The following is a 17,064-nucleotide window of genomic DNA, read 5'->3' as shown; positions in this document are numbered from 1 at the left end:
ACCATTAAAAACTCGCATCACAACACAAACACCACCTACAAGGAGCAGTGTATGGTTATGGACAAACCCTCTGGAACATTAACCGGCCCCAATCTTATTTCATGCATCAGTGAACTCTCACCCGCGGACTACGATGATTTTACCTTTTGCACACAAATAGCCACCCATTCCGCGGACCTGGTCAGCAGCCGATTTACCGATTCGGAAAAATGGTTACATGAGTATGTAGTGACGCTGAATTTTTTTGGCTGGTCTGTCTTTCAGGACGCCATCTTCACTCGCACGCGATACGACATCTCGACGAGCATCGCGGATTTTCTGGTTCAGAGCGCACAGCGCATGCCCGACTCCCGACAAGGGAACGCCATGATCGATACCCTCGACGCGTTGAAACCGGACAATCCGGCGATCGCCTCACTGGATAAGGAAAGCCTTAATGGCAAGCGCTTTCAGGTTATCCCTGTGCGGTATGACTCAAAAGGCTTTCTTGAAGTTGCAGTGTTCAATCTGGAATTGGTAGCCAACGCCAAAAAGAACAGTTTTATATTCTGGAGCTGGGAAGAACAGCCCGCAACAATCATCCAGCATCGAGCCAGCCTTAAACTGGATAAAAGAATACTTGAAAGCAAAAGATCAATGATCGAGAAAAAGCGCCTCGAAATCAGAATGAAGAGATTCGATCTGAGAAAGCGTCATCAATAAAATTAAATCCACCGCCCCCATTAACACCTCTATCACCGTCAACAACGATTTCGCACGCTGCCACAGGCGAATGCATTCGCCGCCGAGTTATGATGCGCAACCTGCGTGAGTCGACGCAGGTTGCGCAGAGTGATTTGGCTTCGGTTTACAGAAGAGGAACGGCATGGCCCCCTGGCTGACGGTAGTAGGCATCGGTGAAGACGGTTTCAAAGGCCTGGGCAAGAACGCCCGGCACGCCCTGTTGCATGCCTCACGGATCTTCGGCGGTCAGCGGCACCTGGACCTGTTGCCGGCGTGCATTCGGGGCGAGCGCCAGAGCTGGCCGAGCCCGTTTTCCGTCGAGCCCGTGCTGGCCCTGCGCGGTGAGCCCGTGTGTGTGCTCGCCAGCGGCGATCCGATGTTTTTCGGGGTCGGCGCCAGCCTCAGCCGACAACTGGCCAGCGACGACCTGCAAATTCTGCCAGCCCCCTCCTCTTGCTCGCTTGCCGCCGCCCGAATGGGCTGGCCCTTGCAGGAGGTCGTGACGTTATCGGTGGTGGCCCGCCCCGTCGCCGCCCTCAACGCGCAATTATTCAGCGGCGTGCGCTTGCTGGTCCTGAGCAACGACGGGGGCAGCCCCGCCGCCATCGCCGCATTGCTGCGTGATCGAGGATTCGGCCCCAGTCGCCTCAGCGTGCTGGAACACTTGGGCGGCCCCGCGGAACGGCGGATCGATGGCATTGCCAGCGAGTGGAGCGATCCCGCGATTGCCGACCTGAACTTGATCGCCATCGACTGCATTGCCGAAGCCTCTACACCGCGCCTGTCACGATTGGCCGGTTTGCCGGACTCGGCGTTCAAACATGACGGCCAACTGACCAAGCGCGATGTACGCGCGGTCACGCTCGCACGCCTGGCCCCGATCCCCGGTGAGCTCTTGTGGGACGTCGGTGCCGGCAGCGGCTCGATCGGCATCGAGTGGATGCGCGCCCACCCAAGCTGCCGGGCGCTGGCCATCGAAGCCGATGCAGGGCGCCAGCAGTTGATCGAACACAACCGCGATGCCCTCGGCGTCCCAGGCTTGCAACTGATTCGCGGCAGTGCACCGCAGGCCCTGACCGGGCTGGAGCGACCGGACGCGATTTTCATCGGCGGCGGCGTGACCCGCGAAGGCGTGCTCGACGCCTGCTGGGCAGCCCTCAAACCCGGCGGCCGGCTGATCGCCAATGCGGTCACGCTGCAAAGTGAAATGACCTTGATGGCCTGGCGCGACCGACACGGCGGAGACCTGACGCGGATTCATATCGCTCAGGCACAACCGCTGGGCGACTTCGATACCTGGCGTCAGGCGTTGCCGATTACCTTGCTGGACGTGACGAAGCCTTTCGATGCGTGACGAAACCGCCGAACAACCCGCCCCCCTGCGCAGTGGCCTGACCACGGGCAGTTGCGCGACGGCAACCAGCCTTGCGGCGGCTCGCCTGCTGCTCGGCGGCGCGAGCTCGGATGCCGTAGAAATCATCTTGCCCAAAGGCAAACAGGTGCAGATGCGCCTGGAGTTTTGCCGCACGACCGAGGACTGCGCCGAAGCGGGCACCATCAAAGACGCTGGCGATGATCCTGACGTGACCCACGGCGCCTTGCTCTACTCCCGGGTCCGCCTTGTGGGCGAGCCGGGCGTCAGCTTCAGGGCCGGTCGTGGTGTCGGCACCGTCACCCGGCCGGGGCTGGTGCTGGGCGTCGGCGAACCGGCGATCAACCCGGTGCCGCGCAAAATGATCACCGATCACCTGACCCGACTGGCCGATGAATTCGGCTACGGCGGCGGTTTCGAGGTCACGGTGAACGTCGAAGGCGGCGAGGAACTGGCGCTGAAAACCATGAACCCGCGCCTGGGGATTCTCGGCGGTCTGTCGATTCTTGGCACCAGCGGCATCGTCCGGCCATTTTCCTGCGCGGCGTACATTGCTTCGATCCATCAGGGCATCGACGTCGCCAGGACCAACGGTTACCTGCACATCGCCGCGTGCACCGGCAATGCCAGCGAAGACGCGATGCGTCGGGTCTACAACCTGCCGGAAATTGCCCTGATCGAAATGGGTGACTTCGTCGGCGCCGTGCTCAAGCACCTGCGCAAAGTGCCGGTGGAAAAACTCAGTCTTTGTGGCGGCTTCGGCAAGATCAGCAAGCTGGCGGCCGGGCACATGGACTTGCACAGTCGGCACTCCAGCATCGACCTGCCACAACTGGCCGAATGGGCGGCAGCGTTTGGCGCCGACGCGGCGTTGCAGCAAAGCATCCGCGAAGCCAACACCAGTCAGCAAGCGTTGGCCATGGCCAGTAATGCCGGCATCGCCCTCGGTGATGCGGTGTGTCGGCATGCCCTGGACTTTGCCCGCAGCGTGGTGCCGGCGCAGGTTCAGGTCGAAGTGTTCGCGATCGATCGCCAGGGCGGGATCGTCGGCCACGCGAGTGCCTTCCAATGAAACGCCTGCTGTTGCTCGGTGGCGTCACCGAGGCCCTGGCAATTGCCCGAACCTTGGGGCCACAACACATCTACAGCCTGGCCGGTGTCGGTCGGGTGCCGACGGATCTGACTTGCCAGGTGCGCGTCGGTGGCTATGGCGGTGCCGAAGGCCTGGCGCAGTTTATCCGCGATGAAAGGATCGATCTGCTGCTCGACGCCACCCATCCCTACGCCGCCCGAATCAGCCAAAACGCCGCGACCGCCGCCCGCTTGAGTGGCATCGCCTGCTGGGCGCTGCGGCGTCCGGCGTGGCAACCACAGCCCGGGGATGACTGGCGCGAAGTCAGCGACTGGGCCGAACTGATCCAGGCACTCAAACCCTTTCGGCGACCGCTGTTTACCCTCGGACGCGAGCCCCTTCAGCACCTGGATGAAATCCCGCCGGATCAATTCTGGACCCTGCGCGCACTGGACGTTTATCCCGGCAACGAGCGCTGCGAAGTGATCGGTGCACGCGGGCCGTTCCTGATCGAGGATGAGCGTGTGCTGTTCGAACGCCGGCAGATCGACGTGCTGATCAGCAAAAACAGCGGCAGCACCGCCACCGAACCGAAGCTGGAAGTGGCGCGGGAACGCGGGGTGCCGGTGCTGGTGTTGAAGCGGCCGGTGTTGCCGGGGGTTGAGCGGGAGTTTGATTCGGTCGGGCAATTACTTAAAGCCTTGTCGCTGCCAGACCATTCCTAAGACCTGCAAAAATCCGCGAATTTTCCGGCAAAAAACCGAGAAAAAGCTGGCTGTTACTCTAAATCGCTCCCCCTATATTCGGATTCCTCTAAATCGATCAAGTCAACAGATTAGCCATTCAAGAGGAGACCTGGATTCATCCTCGGAATAGCACTGCTTGCCAACTTGTATCCCAAGGAATACGATCCCCAACATGATCGACTTTGAACGATCCCGAGCGTTTGCCGATTGGCTCGACTCATTGAAAGACACCATCGGCAAGGCTCGCATCATCGCAAGACTCCGGGCGGCTCAGCATGGAAACTTTGGTGATTGCATGCCAATAGGCGCGGCAGTTTATGAAATGCGCGTACACCAGGGTCCCGGTTACAGGATCTACTTCGCCCGTAGGGACCAAGTGGTTTATTTACTACTGGTAGGCGGTGATAAATCGACTCAAAAACGAGATATCAAACGTGCCATTCAAATGGCGCAAAACATCGGTAATGAGGAGTAAATCATGACCGAACAATTCACCCGTTTCGATGCAGCGGAATTTCTCAAGTCTCCGGAAGAAATGGCTGCCTATCTGGATGCCTGCTTTGAAGAAGATGCAGGTGACGGTGTTCTGATCCGCGCGGCGCTCAACGACATAGCCCGCGCGCAAGGCATGACACAAGTTGCCCGTGACGCAGGGTTAGGTCGTGAGAGCCTATACAAGGCGTTGAGCAGCACTGGCAATCCAGAATTCGCGACTATCATGAAGGTCATGAAAGCGTTGGGTATGCGTTTGCATGCCATTGCGATCTGATCGCACTGCGACACCACACCGCACGCAGCCTTTTTACTTATCGGCCCTGATCAGGCTAAATAGCCCGCGCCTGATCGCCCACCCAAACGGATTTTTTCCATGTCCCGACAACGGCTCGCAATTGCCTGGATAGCCTGCTTCGCAGTGCTGTTCAACATGCTCGCCATGCCGATGTCCGGAGCGATGGCGCAGACGGCCAAAGCGCCTGCCGAACAAGTGTTGTGGGGCAGTTTCTGTTCATCCAGCGGCACCAAAATGGTGGCGATTTCTCTGGGCAAGAGTGAGCAGAAGGCACCGCAAAGCGACGAACATTCCAATATGCAGCATTGCTGGTGCTGCTCCGGTTCCGCGCCGCTGGTGGCGTTGCCCGGGCATGAACCGCAGTTGTATTTCGCCAGTTTCGAATCCAATCGCAGCTTGCCTCCGTCGTCCCTCAACACCCCGACTCCGCGCCAGCAATGGCCCAGTCTCAATCCCCGTGCCTCCCCTCTGGTGTGATTCCTTCTCGCAATTGAACTGCGTTTTGAATCGTTCCGGAGAACTGCCATGTTGAACAAATTCATCGTTCTGGCCGCGTTGCTGCTGCCTGCCTGCTTTGCCAATGCCCACGAATACAAAGTTGGCGAATTGGAAATCGCCCACCCGTGGTCGCAAGAGTTGCCGCCCAATGCGCCGACCGTTGCGGCGTACTTCGTGATTCACAACCAAGGCAAAACCGCCGACCGCCTGCTCAGCGCCGATACCCCCATTGCAGGTGAAGCTCAGTTGCACGAGCACGTCATGCAAAACGACATGATGAAAATGCAGCACGTACCGAGCGTGGAGATCCCCGCTGGCGGCGAGATCACTTTTGCGCCGATGGCCTATCACGTGATGCTCCTGAACCTGAAAGACCGCAGCCTGCTCACTGACGGCAAACGGTTCCCGATGACCCTGCACTTCGAGAAAGCCGGTGACGTGAAGGTCGACGTCACGGTGCAGAAGCAGGCGCCGGATGGCATGCCAGCACACGCGCATACCCCGTAATCGCCTGAGCTGAAAACGCCCATGCGCGCGCTTAGCGCCAGGTCATCCAGGTCACGTCGTCAGCCATTGAGCCTGACACGCGGCAGCTGGATCAGCCTGTTCGCCATGCTGATGATTTTCATCGGTCCGCTGATATCTCAGTCGATGCCGATGGATTCGCGTGCGGCCATGTCCATGAACATGTCGATGGACATGAGCATGGACATGTCGGCAATGGAGCACGCCGACCACGGTGCGCAACCCGCCGCCGAGCACTGCCCGCCACAAGCCGGGCATCATGTCCTCTGGGAAAAATGCGGCTATTGCAGCCTGCTGTTCAACTGCCCGGCGCTCACCGGTGGCGTGTCATTCACCGCATTCGACACCCCGCCCGTCAATACTTTCACCCCACCTTCCCCGCGCCTGGGCCATGCCCGGCAAACCTTCTTCCCCGGCGCCCGCACCCGCGCCCCGCCCGTCCTCGCGTAAACACCCACCACTGATTTCACACGTTCGCAAGACAACCGAAGCTCGGTCCCACAGGGATTGCGCAGGTTGTCGGCCGTGTCGTTTACGACTGTTCGATGGAAATTGTCATGTCCAGGTTTTCTGCTGACTCACGCTTGAGCCCTACCCAAGCCTCTTTTGCCCTGAACGAAGCCAGCATCCGCTTCAGGCACGCCACCGCCATCCTGTGCGGTGCCCTTCTGGCGCCGGTGGCGCTGGCCGATGAACACGCCAATCATGTTGAAGAACTGAGCCCGACGGTCATCACCGCCGTTGCGCCGAGTTCACCGCTGACCATCGTCACCAACCCCAAGGAGCCGCGCCAACCGGTGCCGGCCAGCGACGGTGCCGACTACCTGAAAACCATTCCCGGATTCGCCATGGTGCGTAACGGCGGTACCAATGGCGACCCGGTCCTGCGCGGCATGTTCGGTTCACGGCTGAACATCCTCACCGACGGCGGCATGATGCTCGGCGCCTGCCCCGGCCGGATGGATGCACCCACCTCGTACATTTCTCCACAAACCTACGACAAGCTGACCGTCATCAAAGGCCCGCAAACCGTGCTCTGGGGGCCTGGCGCTTCGGCCGGCACCATCCTGTTCGACCGTGAACCGGAACGTTTCGGCGAACTCGGCACCCGGGTGAATGCCAGCGTGCTGGCCGGTTCCAACGGCCGGTTCGACAAGCTGGTGGACGCTGCTGCCGGTGGGCCGCTGGGATACGTGCGCGTCATCGGCAACACCGCGCACTCTGATGATTATCGAGACGGCAACAACGACACCGTCGCGTCGCGCTACGACAAATGGAACGGCGACGTCGCTGTCGGCTGGACCCCCGACGCCGATACCTTGCTGGAACTGACCGCCGGCAAGGGCGACGGCGAGGCCCGTTACGCCGGGCGCGGCATGGACGGTTCGCAGTTCAAGCGCGAAAGCCTTGGCCTGCGCTTCGAAAAGTCCAACATCAGTGACGTCCTGGACAAGCTCGAGGCTCAGGTCTACTACAACTACGCCGACCACGTGATGGACAACTACACCCTGCGCACGCCGTCCGGCACCGGCATGATGGCCGGCCCCATGGCCTCCAACGTCGACCGCCGCACCCTCGGTGCCCGCATCAAGGCCACCTGGCACTGGGCCGATGTGCAACTGATCAGTGGCATCGATGCGCAGACCAACGAACACCGCCAACGCAGCGCCATGGGTGTCGACACCTACCAGAACCTGCCCTACACCAAGGACGCTGACTTCCATAACTACGGAGTGTTCGGCGAGCTGACCTGGTATGCCGCCGAGCGTGACCGTTTGATCAGCGGCGCACGCCTGGACCGTGCTTCGGCCAAGGATTACCGGCAAACCACCGGCTCCGGCATGATGACCCAGCCCAATCCGACCGCCGACGACACCCGCGCCGACACCCTGCCGAGCGGCTTCATTCGTTATGAACACGATCTGGCTGACAGCCCGACCACGCTGTACGCGGGCCTCGGGCACACCCAGCGTTTCCCGGATTACTGGGAGCTGTTTTCGCCGAACTCCGGTCCTGCCGGTTCGGTGAACGCCTTCGATTCGATCAAACCGGAGAAAACCACCCAACTCGACGTCGGCCTGCAATACAAGACCGAAGCGCTCGAAGCCTGGGCCTCGGCTTATGTCGGTCAGGTGCGCGATTACATTCTGTTCGACTACACGCCGGGAATGATGGGCACCACCTCGCAGGCCGAGAACATCGACGCGCGAATCATGGGCGGTGAATTGGGCGCGGCCTACCAGCTCACCGACCGCTGGAAAACGGACGCGACCCTGGCCTACGCCTGGGGCAAGAACAGCAGCGATGGCAGTGCGTTGCCGCAAATGCCGCCGCTGGACGCACGTTTTAGCCTGACTTACAGCGAAGACAATTGGAGCGCCGGCGCACTGTGGCGAGTGGTCGCCGCGCAAAACCGCATCGACCAGAACAAAGGCAATGTCGTCGGCAAGGACTTCGACAAGACCCCGGGGTTCAGCGTGTTCTCGCTCAACGGCGCCTACCGGATCAACCAGAACTGGAAAGTCAGTACTGGCGTCGACAACCTGTTCGGCAAGGCCTACGCCGAACACCTGAACCTGGCGGGCAACGCCGGTTTCGGTTACCCGGCCAATGACCCGCAAGCCATCAAGGAGCCCGGGCGCACATTCTGGACCAAGGTGGATATGAGCTTCTAACCCTCGAGGGCAACCCGCTCCCCCTGTGGGAGCGAGCTTGCTCGCGATCGGTTGCGCAGCAACCGTAACAGACAACAAAAAGATCCAAGCCAAGCGGAGCACACAAGATGAAACAGCCCAAAGTGAATTTCTACAACCTGGCCTGGCGCTGGCACTTCTATGCCGGCCTGTTCGTGGCCCCCTTCATGGTGATGCTGGCCCTGACCGGCACGATTTACCTGTTCAAGCCGCAACTCGATTCATTGATGTACAGCAGCCTGCTCAACGTCCCCGCCGGCCATCACACCGTCCCGGCCGACGACCTGCTCAAGCGCGTGAAAGACGCGTATCCACAAGGAACGATCAAGCAGTACCTGCCACCGGTCAACGCCGAACGCAGTGCCCAGTTCGTCGTGCTCAATGGCGGCAACGAACTGAATGTATTCGTCGACCCGTACCACGGCGACATCCTCGGCGAGCAAGATGCCAAGAAGAACCTGCAAGCCATCGCCCGTGCGATTCATGGCGAGCTGATGATCGGCACCGTGGGTGACCGACTCATCGAACTGGCGGCCGGTTGGGGCGTGGTACTGGTGGTTTCCGGGGTATTCCTGTGGTGGCCGCGCGGCCAGGCGGCGGGGATTCTGTGGCCACGCCTGAACAGTCGCGGACGGGTGCTTTGGCGTGACCTGCACGCTGTGACAGGGTTCTGGGGGGCCTCGCTGCTCCTGGTGATGCTGCTCAGCGGCATGACCTGGACAGGGTTCTGGGGCAAGCAATACGCCGAAGTATGGAACGTGTTCCCCGCCGCGATGTGGGATGACGTCCCCAAGTCCGACGTCGAGGCCCGCAGCCTCAACAGCGCCGCGCGCCAGACCGTGCCGTGGGCCATGGAAAATACGCCGATGCCGATGTCCGGTGACCATGCCGAGCACATGGCCCATGGCGGCGCGCAAGCTGGCCCTGCGGCACCGGTCATCAGCCTGCAAAACGTGCAGGACATCGCCGTGCAACGCAAGGTCGAGCCGGGTTACAGCATCACCTTGCCGACCACCGCCACGGGGGTGTTCACCATCGCCGTGTTCGCCGATGACCCGCGCAATGACGCCACCCTGCATGTCGATCAGTACACCGGCAAGGTCCTCGCCGACGTGCGTTTTGAGCAATACGGCACCGTTGCCCGCGCCACGGAAATCGGCGTGATGTTGCACGAAGGCAAGATGTTCGGGGTGTTCAATCAGATCATTGTGCTGCTGATCTGCCTGATGATCCTGCTCAGCGCCGTCAGTGGCGTGGTGATCTGGTGGAAGCGTCGCCCACAAGGCAAGTTCGGCGTTCCGCCGCTGCGTCACGACCTGCCGAAATGGAAAACCGCGATGGTCATCATGTTCGCGTTGGCCGTGGCGTTTCCGTTGGTGGGTGCCTCGCTGGTGGTGATCTGGGTGCTCGATCGTGTGCTGTTTTCGCGCTTGGGCCGGCAAACTGAGTCGGCCTCATCTTCATCTTGAGACAGGCGAGATGCGCGGGGTTGTCAGCACTGTAGACTGCCTCGCGCATCACCCCGGCAGTTCCGGGTTTTCTTTCGGGCCCCTTCGCTGGCAAGCCAGCGCCCACAGAATTTGCACAACACCTGTGGGCGCTGGCTTGCCAGCGAAGAGACCATCAGCTTCACCTCAAGAGTAGCGGCATGACCTCGCTTCACCTCAACAACATCACCTGGTCGCCCCTGGGCCACGGCCACTGTCATCACCAGTTCCAGCTGCGTGATGCCTCGCTGCACGTGGCTGCCGGTGAGTTCGTCGGCTTGATCGGCCCCAACGGCAGCGGCAAGACCAGCCTGTTGCGTTGCGCCTGGCGCTTCAGCAAACCGCAGGGCGGCGAAGTCCGGCTCGAGCATCACAACGTCTGGAAGCAATCCTCACGCTGGTGCGCGCAACGCATCGCCGTGGTCCTGCAAGAATTCCCCGAGGCGTTCGGCCTGACCGTGAACGAAGTGGTCGCCATGGGCCGTACGCCCCACAAAGGCCTGTTCGATGGCGACTCCCTCGAAGACCGGAATCTCGCGGCCCAGGCCCTGGAATCAGTCGGCCTCAAGGGCTTCGAGGACCATGCCTTCTCCACCCTCTCCGGCGGTGAAAAACAGCGCGTGATCCTCGCCCGGGCCCTGGCCCAGCAACCACAGTTGCTGATCCTTGACGAGCCAACCAATCACCTTGACCCGCGCTATCAGCTTGAGCTGTTGAGGTTGGTCAAGCGCCTGAAGATCGGCACGCTGGCCAGCATCCACGACCTCAATCTGGCCGCCGCCTTTTGCGATCGACTGTACGTGATCAACCACGGCCGCATCGTCGCCGGCGGCGCGCCCAAAGAAGTCCTCAACGCCGCGCTGTTGCGTAACGTCTTCGGCGTCGAAGCGCTGATCGATGAACACCCCTTGCACGGCTACCCACGAATGACCTGGATAACCCGACCATGATTTTGCGCTCCCTGCTGCGCCGCAGTTTCACCCTCGTTTTACTGCTGGGCAGCGCCCACACCTTGGCCGAGGCGACGCATTACCCGCTGACCATTCAGAGCTGCAACCGCGAGGTGACCTTCCAGCAGGCGCCGAAACACGCGGTCAGCCATGACATCAACATGACCCAAATGATGCTCGCCCTCGGCCTCAAGCCACAGATGGCCGGGTACAGCGGTGTGTCCGGGTGGAAGGCGGTGACGCCTGACATGCAGACCCTTCTTGATGGCTTGCCGGAACTGGCGGCGAAGTACCCGTCGGTGGAAACCCTGCTCAATGCCAACGTCGATTTCTTCTTCGCCGGCTGGGACTACGGCATGCGCGTGGGCGGCGACCTCACGCCGCAAACCCTTCAGCCTCTAGGCATCAATGTCTATGAGCTGACCGAGTCCTGCGCCTTCGTGATGAAGCGCCCGCCGGCCACGCTGGAAGACACCTACAACGACCTGCGCAACCTCGGCAGAATCTTCGATGTGCAGGATCGCGCCAATGCCTTGATCGGCGCCATGCAGGCGCGAGTCGCCGAGATCCGCCAGGGTCTGCCCGCCGAAAAACCACGCGTGTTCCTGTACGACAGCGGTGAAGACCGGGCCATGACCTCGGGCCGCCTCGGTATGCCGCAAGCTTTGATCGACGCCGCTGGCGGGCGAAATGTGCTCGACGATGTCGAGGCGAGCTGGACCAGGGTCAATTGGGAAACCGTGGTCGAACGCAATCCTCAGGTGATCGTGATCGTCGACTACAGCGAGATCACCGCCGATCAGAAGATCCGGTTTCTGCTGAACAACAAAGCCCTGCAATCGGTGGACGCGATCAAGCACCAGCACTTCATCGTCATTCCTTACGTGCAGGCCACGCCGGGGATCGATAACGTGCTGGCCGTCGCCACCCTGGCCAAGGGTTTTCACGGCGAATGATTAACCGTCACTACCCCTGGTTGCTGATCGCGCTCGGCACGCTGTTGCTGATGTCGGCGGTGATGTCACTGGGTTTCGGCCCGGCGCGGGTGCCGCTGGACGTCGTCTGGCGGATTCTGCTGCACAAGCTCTGCGGTCTCGGCTTACCCGACTGGAGCACCGGACAGGAACACATCGTCTGGCTGATTCGCGTGCCACGGATGTTGCTCGGTGCACTGGTCGGTGCCGGGCTGGCGTTGATCGGCGCAACGCTCCAGGCGGTGACGCGCAATCCACTGGCCGACCCGCATCTGCTCGGCGTGACCTCGGGCGCCACCCTGGGTGCGGTGATCGTGGTGTTGCACGTGGGTGAAATCGTCGGCCTGCTGACGTTGCCCATCGCGGCGTTTATCGGCGCCTTGTCGAGCATGCTGCTGGTGCTGATGATCGCCAACCGCAACGGTCGGCTGGACAGCGATCGCCTGCTGCTGTGTGGCGTGGCAGTGTCGTTCGTGATGATGGCGATGGCCAATCTGCTGCTGTTCATGGGCGATCACCGCGCCAGTTCGGCGGTGATGTTCTGGATGCTCGGCGGGCTCGGCCTGGCGCGCTGGGAATTGCTCGCGGTGCCGGCTGCCAGCGTTCTGCTGGGGTTGCTGTTGCTGCTCGGCATGGCCCGGCCGTTGAACGCGTTGATGGCCGGTGAACAAACCGCCGTGACGCTGGGGCTGAATGCACGAACGATCCGGCTGCGGGTGTTCGTGATTGCCTCGCTGATGACGGGCGTGCTGGTGTCCATCAGCGGTTCCATCGGCTTTGTCGGCCTGATGGTGCCGCACATTGCGCGGCGACTGGTGGGGGCCGAGCATCGGCGGTTGCTGCCAGTGTGCGTGTTGCTCGGCAGCGTATTTCTGGTGTGGGTCGATGTAGCCGCCAGGACGTTGATCGCGCCGGAGGACCTGCCCATCGGCGTCGCCACTGCGGCGATTGGCGGCCTGTTCTTCATCGGTTTGATGCGTCGTCGCTGACCGCACTGCTGCGCACCCGCAGTGATCGGTGCCAGCCAACACCTCTTCGCCCCAATCTGGCGCACCCCTGCGCACCAAGGTGCCGGACACGATCCTTCATGGTGCGCCAGCCACTCGCGCAACGGCGCCAAACCGACATTTCCCTGTCTTTTCCCGACCGGGCACAGCCCTTGCTAAAGACCCTTCAGTAGTCCGCATCTGCCAACCAGAAAAATTCATAAGTTCATGGAGATCGCACAATGAAGCGTCGTAGCTTGATCAAGGCTTTCACACTCTCGGCATCGATTGCCGCGATGGGCTTGACCTGGACCGTCCAGGCCGCCGAGACCATCAAGGTGGGTATTTTGCATTCGTTGTCCGGGACCATGGCGATCTCCGAAACATCGCTCAAAGACATGGCGCTGATGACCATCGACGAAATCAACGCCAAGGGTGGCGTGAACGGCAAGATGCTGGAGCCGGTAGTGGTCGACCCGGCATCGAACTGGCCACTGTTCGCCGAGAAAGGCCGCCAGTTGCTGACCCAGGACAAGGTCGCCGTGGTGTTCGGCTGCTGGACGTCCGTGTCGCGTAAATCGGTATTGCCGGTGTTCGAAGAACTCAACGGCCTGCTGTTCTACCCAGTGCAATACGAAGGCGAAGAGATGTCGCCGAACGTGTTCTACACCGGCGCCGCGCCAAACCAGCAAGCGATCCCCGCAGTGGAATACCTGATGAGCGAAGAAGGCGGCAGCGCCAAGCGCTACTTCCTGCTCGGCACCGACTACGTCTACCCACGCACCACCAACAAAATCCTGCGCTCGTTCCTGCATTCCAAAGGCGTGGCGGACAAGGACATCGAAGAGGTCTACACCCCGTTCGGTCACAGCGACTACCAGACCATCGTCGCCAACATCAAGAAATTCTCCGCAGGCGGCAAGACAGCCGTTATCTCCACCGTCAACGGCGACTCCAACGTGCCGTTCTATAAAGAACTGGCCAACCAGGGCCTGAAAGCCACCGACGTACCGGTCGTGGCGTTCTCGGTGGGCGAAGAAGAACTGCGCGGCATCGACACCAAACCGTTGGTGGGCAACCTCGCGGCGTGGAACTACTTCGAATCGGTGGAGAACCCGGTGAACAAGAAGTTCGTCGCTGACTGGAAAGCCTACGCGAAGAAACACAACCTGCCGGGCGCCGACAAAGCGGTGACCAACGACCCGATGGAAGCCACTTATGTCGGCATCCACATGTGGGCCCAGGCCGCAGAAAAAGCCAAGTCCACCGACGTCGACAAAGTCCGCGAAGCCCTCGCCGGCCAGACTTTCGCTGCGCCGTCGGGCTACACCCTGACCATGGACAAGACCAACCACCACCTGCACAAGCCGGTCATGATCGGCGAGATCCAGGCTGATGGTCAGTTCAACGTGGTCTGGCAGACCGAAGGCCCGATCCGCGCCCAACCGTGGAGCCCGTTCATTCAGGGCAACGACAAGAAGCCGGACTATGCGGTGAAGAGCAACTAAGCCACTGGAGGTCGGGCCCGGGCATTCGGACCCGACACAAATCCCTGTGGGAGCTGGCTTGCCAGCGATGCAGACGACTCGATGTACCTGATGCACCGAGGTGACGCCATCGCTGGCAAGCCAGCTCCCACAATGTCCGCGTCAAGGCGACTCTCTATGCCCACTGCCCTTTACCGACTTGTTCTGACCATCGCACTCTTGCTGCCAATGGCTACCCACGCCGGCGACGCCGAAGACTTCGTCGCGGCCAATCCCGTGCAGCAAGCCAAACTGCTGGAAGCCTGGGCCGCGCAGCCCGATCCGGCGCGCATCGAACTGATCAACGCCCTGCAACAAGGTGAGTTGAGCATCGACGGCCAGCCGAAAACCCTGCGCCTGAACAACCGCCTGCGGGGTCTGATCGACACCGCGCTGGCCAGCCATCAACTGCTCGCCGCCGACGCCAAAATCCGTCTCGGTGCCGCGCAGCAATTGCAGAAAAGTGCCAAACCCGCGCAGTTGAAATTCCTCGATCAGCAACTGGCTGGCGAAAAGGACGAAACCGTTCACGCCGCCCTCAGCCTGGCCCTGGCCAATCTGCAACTGGTCGACAGCGCCCCGGCCGTGCGCCTCGCCGCAGTGCGACTGTTGGGCGAAACCGGCGATCCGCTGGCCCGCACCCGCCTCGAAAGTCTGCTGGAACCGGGCGTCGAAACCGATGCCGGCGTGCGCACCGCCGCCGAAACCAGCCTGGCTCAAGTCAAACGCAAACTGCTGGTCGGCGAGTTGCTCGGTCAGGCCTTCAGCGGCATGTCACTGGGCTCGATCCTGTTGTTGGCGGCGCTTGGCCTGGCGATCACCTTCGGCCTGCTCGGCGTGATCAACATGGCCCACGGCGAGATGCTGATGCTCGGCGCCTACTCGACCTACGTGGTGCAGTTGATGTTCCAGCGCTTTGCCCCGCAGGCCATCGAGTTCTATCCGCTGATCGCCTTGCCGGTGGCATTTTTCGTCACGGCGGCCATCGGCATGGCCCTGGAGCGCACGGTGATTCGTCACCTGTATGGCCGCCCGCTGGAAACCCTGCTCGCCACCTGGGGCATCAGCCTGATGCTGATTCAGCTTGTTCGATTGGTGTTCGGCGCACAGAACGTCGAAGTGGCCAACCCGGCCTGGCTGTCGGGCGGGATTCAAGTGCTGCCCAATCTGGTGCTGCCGTACAACCGCATCGTCATCATTGCCTTCGCGCTGTTTGTGGTGGTGCTGACCTGGCTGCTGCTGAACAAGACCCGTCTTGGCCTGAACGTGCGTGCGGTCACCCAGAACCGCAACATGGCCGCCTGCTGCGGCGTGCCCACCGGACGCGTGGACATGCTCGCCTTCGGCCTCGGCTCTGGCATCGCCGGCCTCGGTGGCGTGGCCCTGAGCCAGATCGGCAACGTCGGCCCGGACCTGGGCCAGAGCTACATCATCGATTCGTTCCTGGTGGTGGTGCTTGGCGGCGTCGGGCAATTGGCCGGTAGCGTGCTGGCGGCGTTTGGCTTAGGCATTGCCAACAAGATTCTCGAACCGCAAATCGGTGCCGTGCTCGGCAAGATCCTCATCCTCGCGCTGATCATTCTGTTCATCCAGAAACGTCCGCAAGGCCTCTTCGCACTGAAAGGACGGGTGATCGACTGATGAACCAGCCCCTGCTCGTTACCGCAACACAAAAAGCCGGCCCCAAAGTCACGATTGTCGTGGGTGCGGTCATCCTGATCCTGCTGCTGGCGTTGCCGTTGCTGTCGCTGTTATCGGCGGACAGCGCCTTTCACGTTTCGGCCTACACGCTGACGCTGGTGGGCAAGATCCTGTGCTACGCCATTGTCGCCCTGGCGCTGGATCTGGTCTGGGGCTATGCCGGATTGCTGTCGCTCGGCCATGGCTTGTTCTTCGCCCTGGGCGGCTATGCGATGGGCATGTACCTGATGCGCCAGGCTTCAGGCGATGGCCTGCCGGCGTTCATGACCTTCCTGTCGTGGACCGAACTGCCCTGGTTCTGGACCGGCACCAGCAGCTTTCTCTGGACCTTGTGCCTGGTGGTGCTGGCACCAGGGTTGCTGGCGCTGGTGTTCGGTTTCTTCGCCTTCCGTTCGCGGATCAAGGGCGTGTATTTCTCGATCATGACCCAGGCCCTGACCTTCGCCGGCATGCTGTTGTTCTTCCGCAACGAAACCGGGTTTGGCGGCAACAACGGCTTTACCAACTTCCGCACGATCCTCGGCTTCGGCATCACCGAACCGGGCACCCGCGCCGTGCTGTTTTTCGCCACGGTGCTGTTGCTGGTGGCGAGCCTGTTCATTGGCTGGCGCCTGGCGCAGAGCAAGTTCGGCCGGGTGCTGACCGCGCTGCGCGATGCGGAAAACCGCCTGATGTTCTGCGGCTACGACCCGCGCGGCTTCAAGCTGTTCGTCTGGGTGCTCAGCGCAGTGTTGTGTGGCCTCGCAGGTGCGCTGTACGTACCGCAGGTCGGCATCATCAACCCCAGTGAAATGTCGCCAACCAACTCCATCGAAGCGGCAGTCTGGGTGGCACTGGGCGGTCGCGGCACGCTGATCGGCCCGCTGCTCGGTGCCGGTGTGGTCAACGGCATGAAGAGCTGGTTCACCGTGGCGTTCCCTGAGTACTGGCTGTTCTTCCTCGGCGCGCTGTTCATCGTCGTGACCCTGTACCTGCCCAAGGGCGTGATCGGTTTGCTGAAGAAGAACGGCGAACAATGAGG

17 protein-coding genes are annotated in these 17,064 nt (G+C 61.3%); all 17 read left to right on the top strand.

Annotated features, from left to right (window positions below):
* The first annotated feature begins 51 nt into the window (after positions 1-51).
* The 17 genes from ACX3YD_RS19060 (at position 52) to urtC (ending at position 17,062) form a co-directional block, all read left to right on the top strand.
* Entirely contained in the window at positions 52-702 is a 651-nt protein-coding gene (locus ACX3YD_RS19060; RefSeq protein WP_458960761.1) for a hypothetical protein, read from the top strand.
* 163 nt (positions 703-865) lie between these two features.
* Positions 866-2,077 (top strand): precorrin-6y C5,15-methyltransferase (decarboxylating) subunit CbiE, encoded by a 1,212-nt coding sequence (gene cbiE, locus ACX3YD_RS19055; protein ID WP_458960760.1) that lies wholly within the window; start codon positions 866-868, stop codon positions 2,075-2,077.
* Positions 2,070-3,167, top strand: coding sequence for a cobalt-precorrin-5B (C(1))-methyltransferase (locus tag ACX3YD_RS19050; protein ID WP_458960759.1), 1,098 nt, complete (start codon positions 2,070-2,072; stop codon positions 3,165-3,167). Before cbiE ends, ACX3YD_RS19050 begins: the two co-directional genes overlap by 8 nt.
* Complete coding sequence (locus ACX3YD_RS19045) at positions 3,164-3,892, top strand: cobalt-precorrin-6A reductase (protein WP_458960758.1); 729 nt, start codon at positions 3,164-3,166, stop codon at positions 3,890-3,892. The genes ACX3YD_RS19050 and ACX3YD_RS19045 overlap by 4 nt, the downstream gene beginning before the upstream one ends.
* Before the next feature lie 193 nt (positions 3,893-4,085).
* Positions 4,086-4,388, top strand: coding sequence for a type II toxin-antitoxin system RelE/ParE family toxin (locus ACX3YD_RS19040; RefSeq protein WP_130206388.1), 303 nt, complete (start codon positions 4,086-4,088; stop codon positions 4,386-4,388).
* Between the two features lie 3 nt (positions 4,389-4,391).
* Positions 4,392-4,682 carry an addiction module antidote protein gene (locus ACX3YD_RS19035; protein WP_130206386.1) on the top strand — a complete coding sequence of 97 codons (291 nt, stop codon included), beginning with the start codon at positions 4,392-4,394 and terminating at the stop codon, positions 4,680-4,682.
* Between the two features lie 99 nt (positions 4,683-4,781).
* A complete protein-coding gene (locus ACX3YD_RS19030) occupies positions 4,782-5,180 on the top strand; it encodes a DUF2946 domain-containing protein (protein WP_458960757.1) in 399 nt (132 codons plus the stop codon).
* A gap of 48 nt (positions 5,181-5,228) precedes the next feature.
* Positions 5,229-5,708 carry a copper chaperone PCu(A)C gene (locus ACX3YD_RS19025; RefSeq protein WP_458960756.1) on the top strand — a complete coding sequence of 160 codons (480 nt, stop codon included), beginning with the start codon at positions 5,229-5,231 and terminating at the stop codon, positions 5,706-5,708.
* 21 nt (positions 5,709-5,729) lie between these two features.
* Positions 5,730-6,176, top strand: a complete 447-nt coding sequence (locus tag ACX3YD_RS19020; protein WP_458960755.1) for a DUF2946 domain-containing protein — start codon at positions 5,730-5,732, stop codon at positions 6,174-6,176.
* Positions 6,177-6,283: 107 nt separating this feature from the next.
* Positions 6,284-8,401 (top strand): TonB-dependent copper receptor, encoded by a 2,118-nt coding sequence (locus ACX3YD_RS19015; protein ID WP_458960754.1) that lies wholly within the window; start codon positions 6,284-6,286, stop codon positions 8,399-8,401.
* Between the two features lie 107 nt (positions 8,402-8,508).
* Positions 8,509-9,888 (top strand): PepSY-associated TM helix domain-containing protein, encoded by a 1,380-nt coding sequence (locus tag ACX3YD_RS19010; protein ID WP_458960753.1) that lies wholly within the window; start codon positions 8,509-8,511, stop codon positions 9,886-9,888.
* A 179-nt stretch (positions 9,889-10,067) separates the two neighbouring features.
* The gene (locus ACX3YD_RS19005; protein WP_458960752.1) at positions 10,068-10,856 is read left to right on the top strand and encodes an ABC transporter ATP-binding protein; all 789 of its coding nucleotides are present in this window, start codon (positions 10,068-10,070) and stop codon (positions 10,854-10,856) included.
* Entirely contained in the window at positions 10,853-11,812 is a 960-nt protein-coding gene (locus ACX3YD_RS19000; RefSeq protein ID WP_458960751.1) for an ABC transporter substrate-binding protein, read from the top strand. The genes ACX3YD_RS19005 and ACX3YD_RS19000 overlap by 4 nt, the downstream gene beginning before the upstream one ends.
* On the top strand, positions 11,809-12,819 hold the full coding sequence (locus ACX3YD_RS18995) for a FecCD family ABC transporter permease (protein ID WP_458960750.1): 1,011 nt from the start codon (positions 11,809-11,811) through the stop codon (positions 12,817-12,819). Before ACX3YD_RS19000 ends, ACX3YD_RS18995 begins: the two co-directional genes overlap by 4 nt.
* Before the next feature lie 239 nt (positions 12,820-13,058).
* Positions 13,059-14,324 (top strand): urea ABC transporter substrate-binding protein, encoded by a 1,266-nt coding sequence (gene urtA / locus ACX3YD_RS18990; protein WP_103403283.1) that lies wholly within the window; start codon positions 13,059-13,061, stop codon positions 14,322-14,324.
* Positions 14,325-14,480: 156 nt separating this feature from the next.
* Positions 14,481-15,983, top strand: coding sequence for an urea ABC transporter permease subunit UrtB (urtB, locus tag ACX3YD_RS18985; protein WP_458960749.1), 1,503 nt, complete (start codon positions 14,481-14,483; stop codon positions 15,981-15,983).
* Positions 15,983-17,062, top strand: coding sequence for an urea ABC transporter permease subunit UrtC (gene urtC / locus ACX3YD_RS18980; RefSeq protein WP_458960748.1), 1,080 nt, complete (start codon positions 15,983-15,985; stop codon positions 17,060-17,062). Before urtB ends, urtC begins: the two co-directional genes overlap by 1 nt.
* Positions 17,063-17,064: the final 2 nt, after the last annotated feature.

It is taken from the genome of Pseudomonas fluorescens group sp. PF-1, assembly GCF_054481335.1.
Note: the sequence above shows the minus strand (reverse complement) of the source record. Positions and strands in the feature narration are given on the sequence as shown.

Coding starts and splice junctions, on each gene's coding strand:
- urtC (WP_458960748.1), top strand. CDS start 15,983: ATGAACCAGCCCCTGCTCGTTACCGCAACACAAAAAGCCGGCCCCAAA.
- ACX3YD_RS19030 (WP_458960757.1), top strand. CDS start 4,782: ATGTCCCGACAACGGCTCGCAATTGCCTGGATAGCCTGCTTCGCAGTG.
- ACX3YD_RS19050 (WP_458960759.1), top strand. CDS start 2,070: ATGCGTGACGAAACCGCCGAACAACCCGCCCCCCTGCGCAGTGGCCTG.
- urtA (WP_103403283.1), top strand. CDS start 13,059: ATGAAGCGTCGTAGCTTGATCAAGGCTTTCACACTCTCGGCATCGATT.
- ACX3YD_RS19025 (WP_458960756.1), top strand. CDS start 5,229: ATGTTGAACAAATTCATCGTTCTGGCCGCGTTGCTGCTGCCTGCCTGC.
- ACX3YD_RS19045 (WP_458960758.1), top strand. CDS start 3,164: ATGAAACGCCTGCTGTTGCTCGGTGGCGTCACCGAGGCCCTGGCAATT.
- ACX3YD_RS19005 (WP_458960752.1), top strand. CDS start 10,068: ATGACCTCGCTTCACCTCAACAACATCACCTGGTCGCCCCTGGGCCAC.
- ACX3YD_RS19040 (WP_130206388.1), top strand. CDS start 4,086: ATGATCGACTTTGAACGATCCCGAGCGTTTGCCGATTGGCTCGACTCA.
- ACX3YD_RS19010 (WP_458960753.1), top strand. CDS start 8,509: ATGAAACAGCCCAAAGTGAATTTCTACAACCTGGCCTGGCGCTGGCAC.
- urtB (WP_458960749.1), top strand. CDS start 14,481: ATGCCCACTGCCCTTTACCGACTTGTTCTGACCATCGCACTCTTGCTG.
- ACX3YD_RS19035 (WP_130206386.1), top strand. CDS start 4,392: ATGACCGAACAATTCACCCGTTTCGATGCAGCGGAATTTCTCAAGTCT.
- ACX3YD_RS19020 (WP_458960755.1), top strand. CDS start 5,730: ATGCGCGCGCTTAGCGCCAGGTCATCCAGGTCACGTCGTCAGCCATTG.
- ACX3YD_RS19015 (WP_458960754.1), top strand. CDS start 6,284: ATGTCCAGGTTTTCTGCTGACTCACGCTTGAGCCCTACCCAAGCCTCT.
- ACX3YD_RS18995 (WP_458960750.1), top strand. CDS start 11,809: ATGATTAACCGTCACTACCCCTGGTTGCTGATCGCGCTCGGCACGCTG.
- ACX3YD_RS19060 (WP_458960761.1), top strand. CDS start 52: ATGGTTATGGACAAACCCTCTGGAACATTAACCGGCCCCAATCTTATT.
- cbiE (WP_458960760.1), top strand. CDS start 866: ATGGCCCCCTGGCTGACGGTAGTAGGCATCGGTGAAGACGGTTTCAAA.
- ACX3YD_RS19000 (WP_458960751.1), top strand. CDS start 10,853: ATGATTTTGCGCTCCCTGCTGCGCCGCAGTTTCACCCTCGTTTTACTG.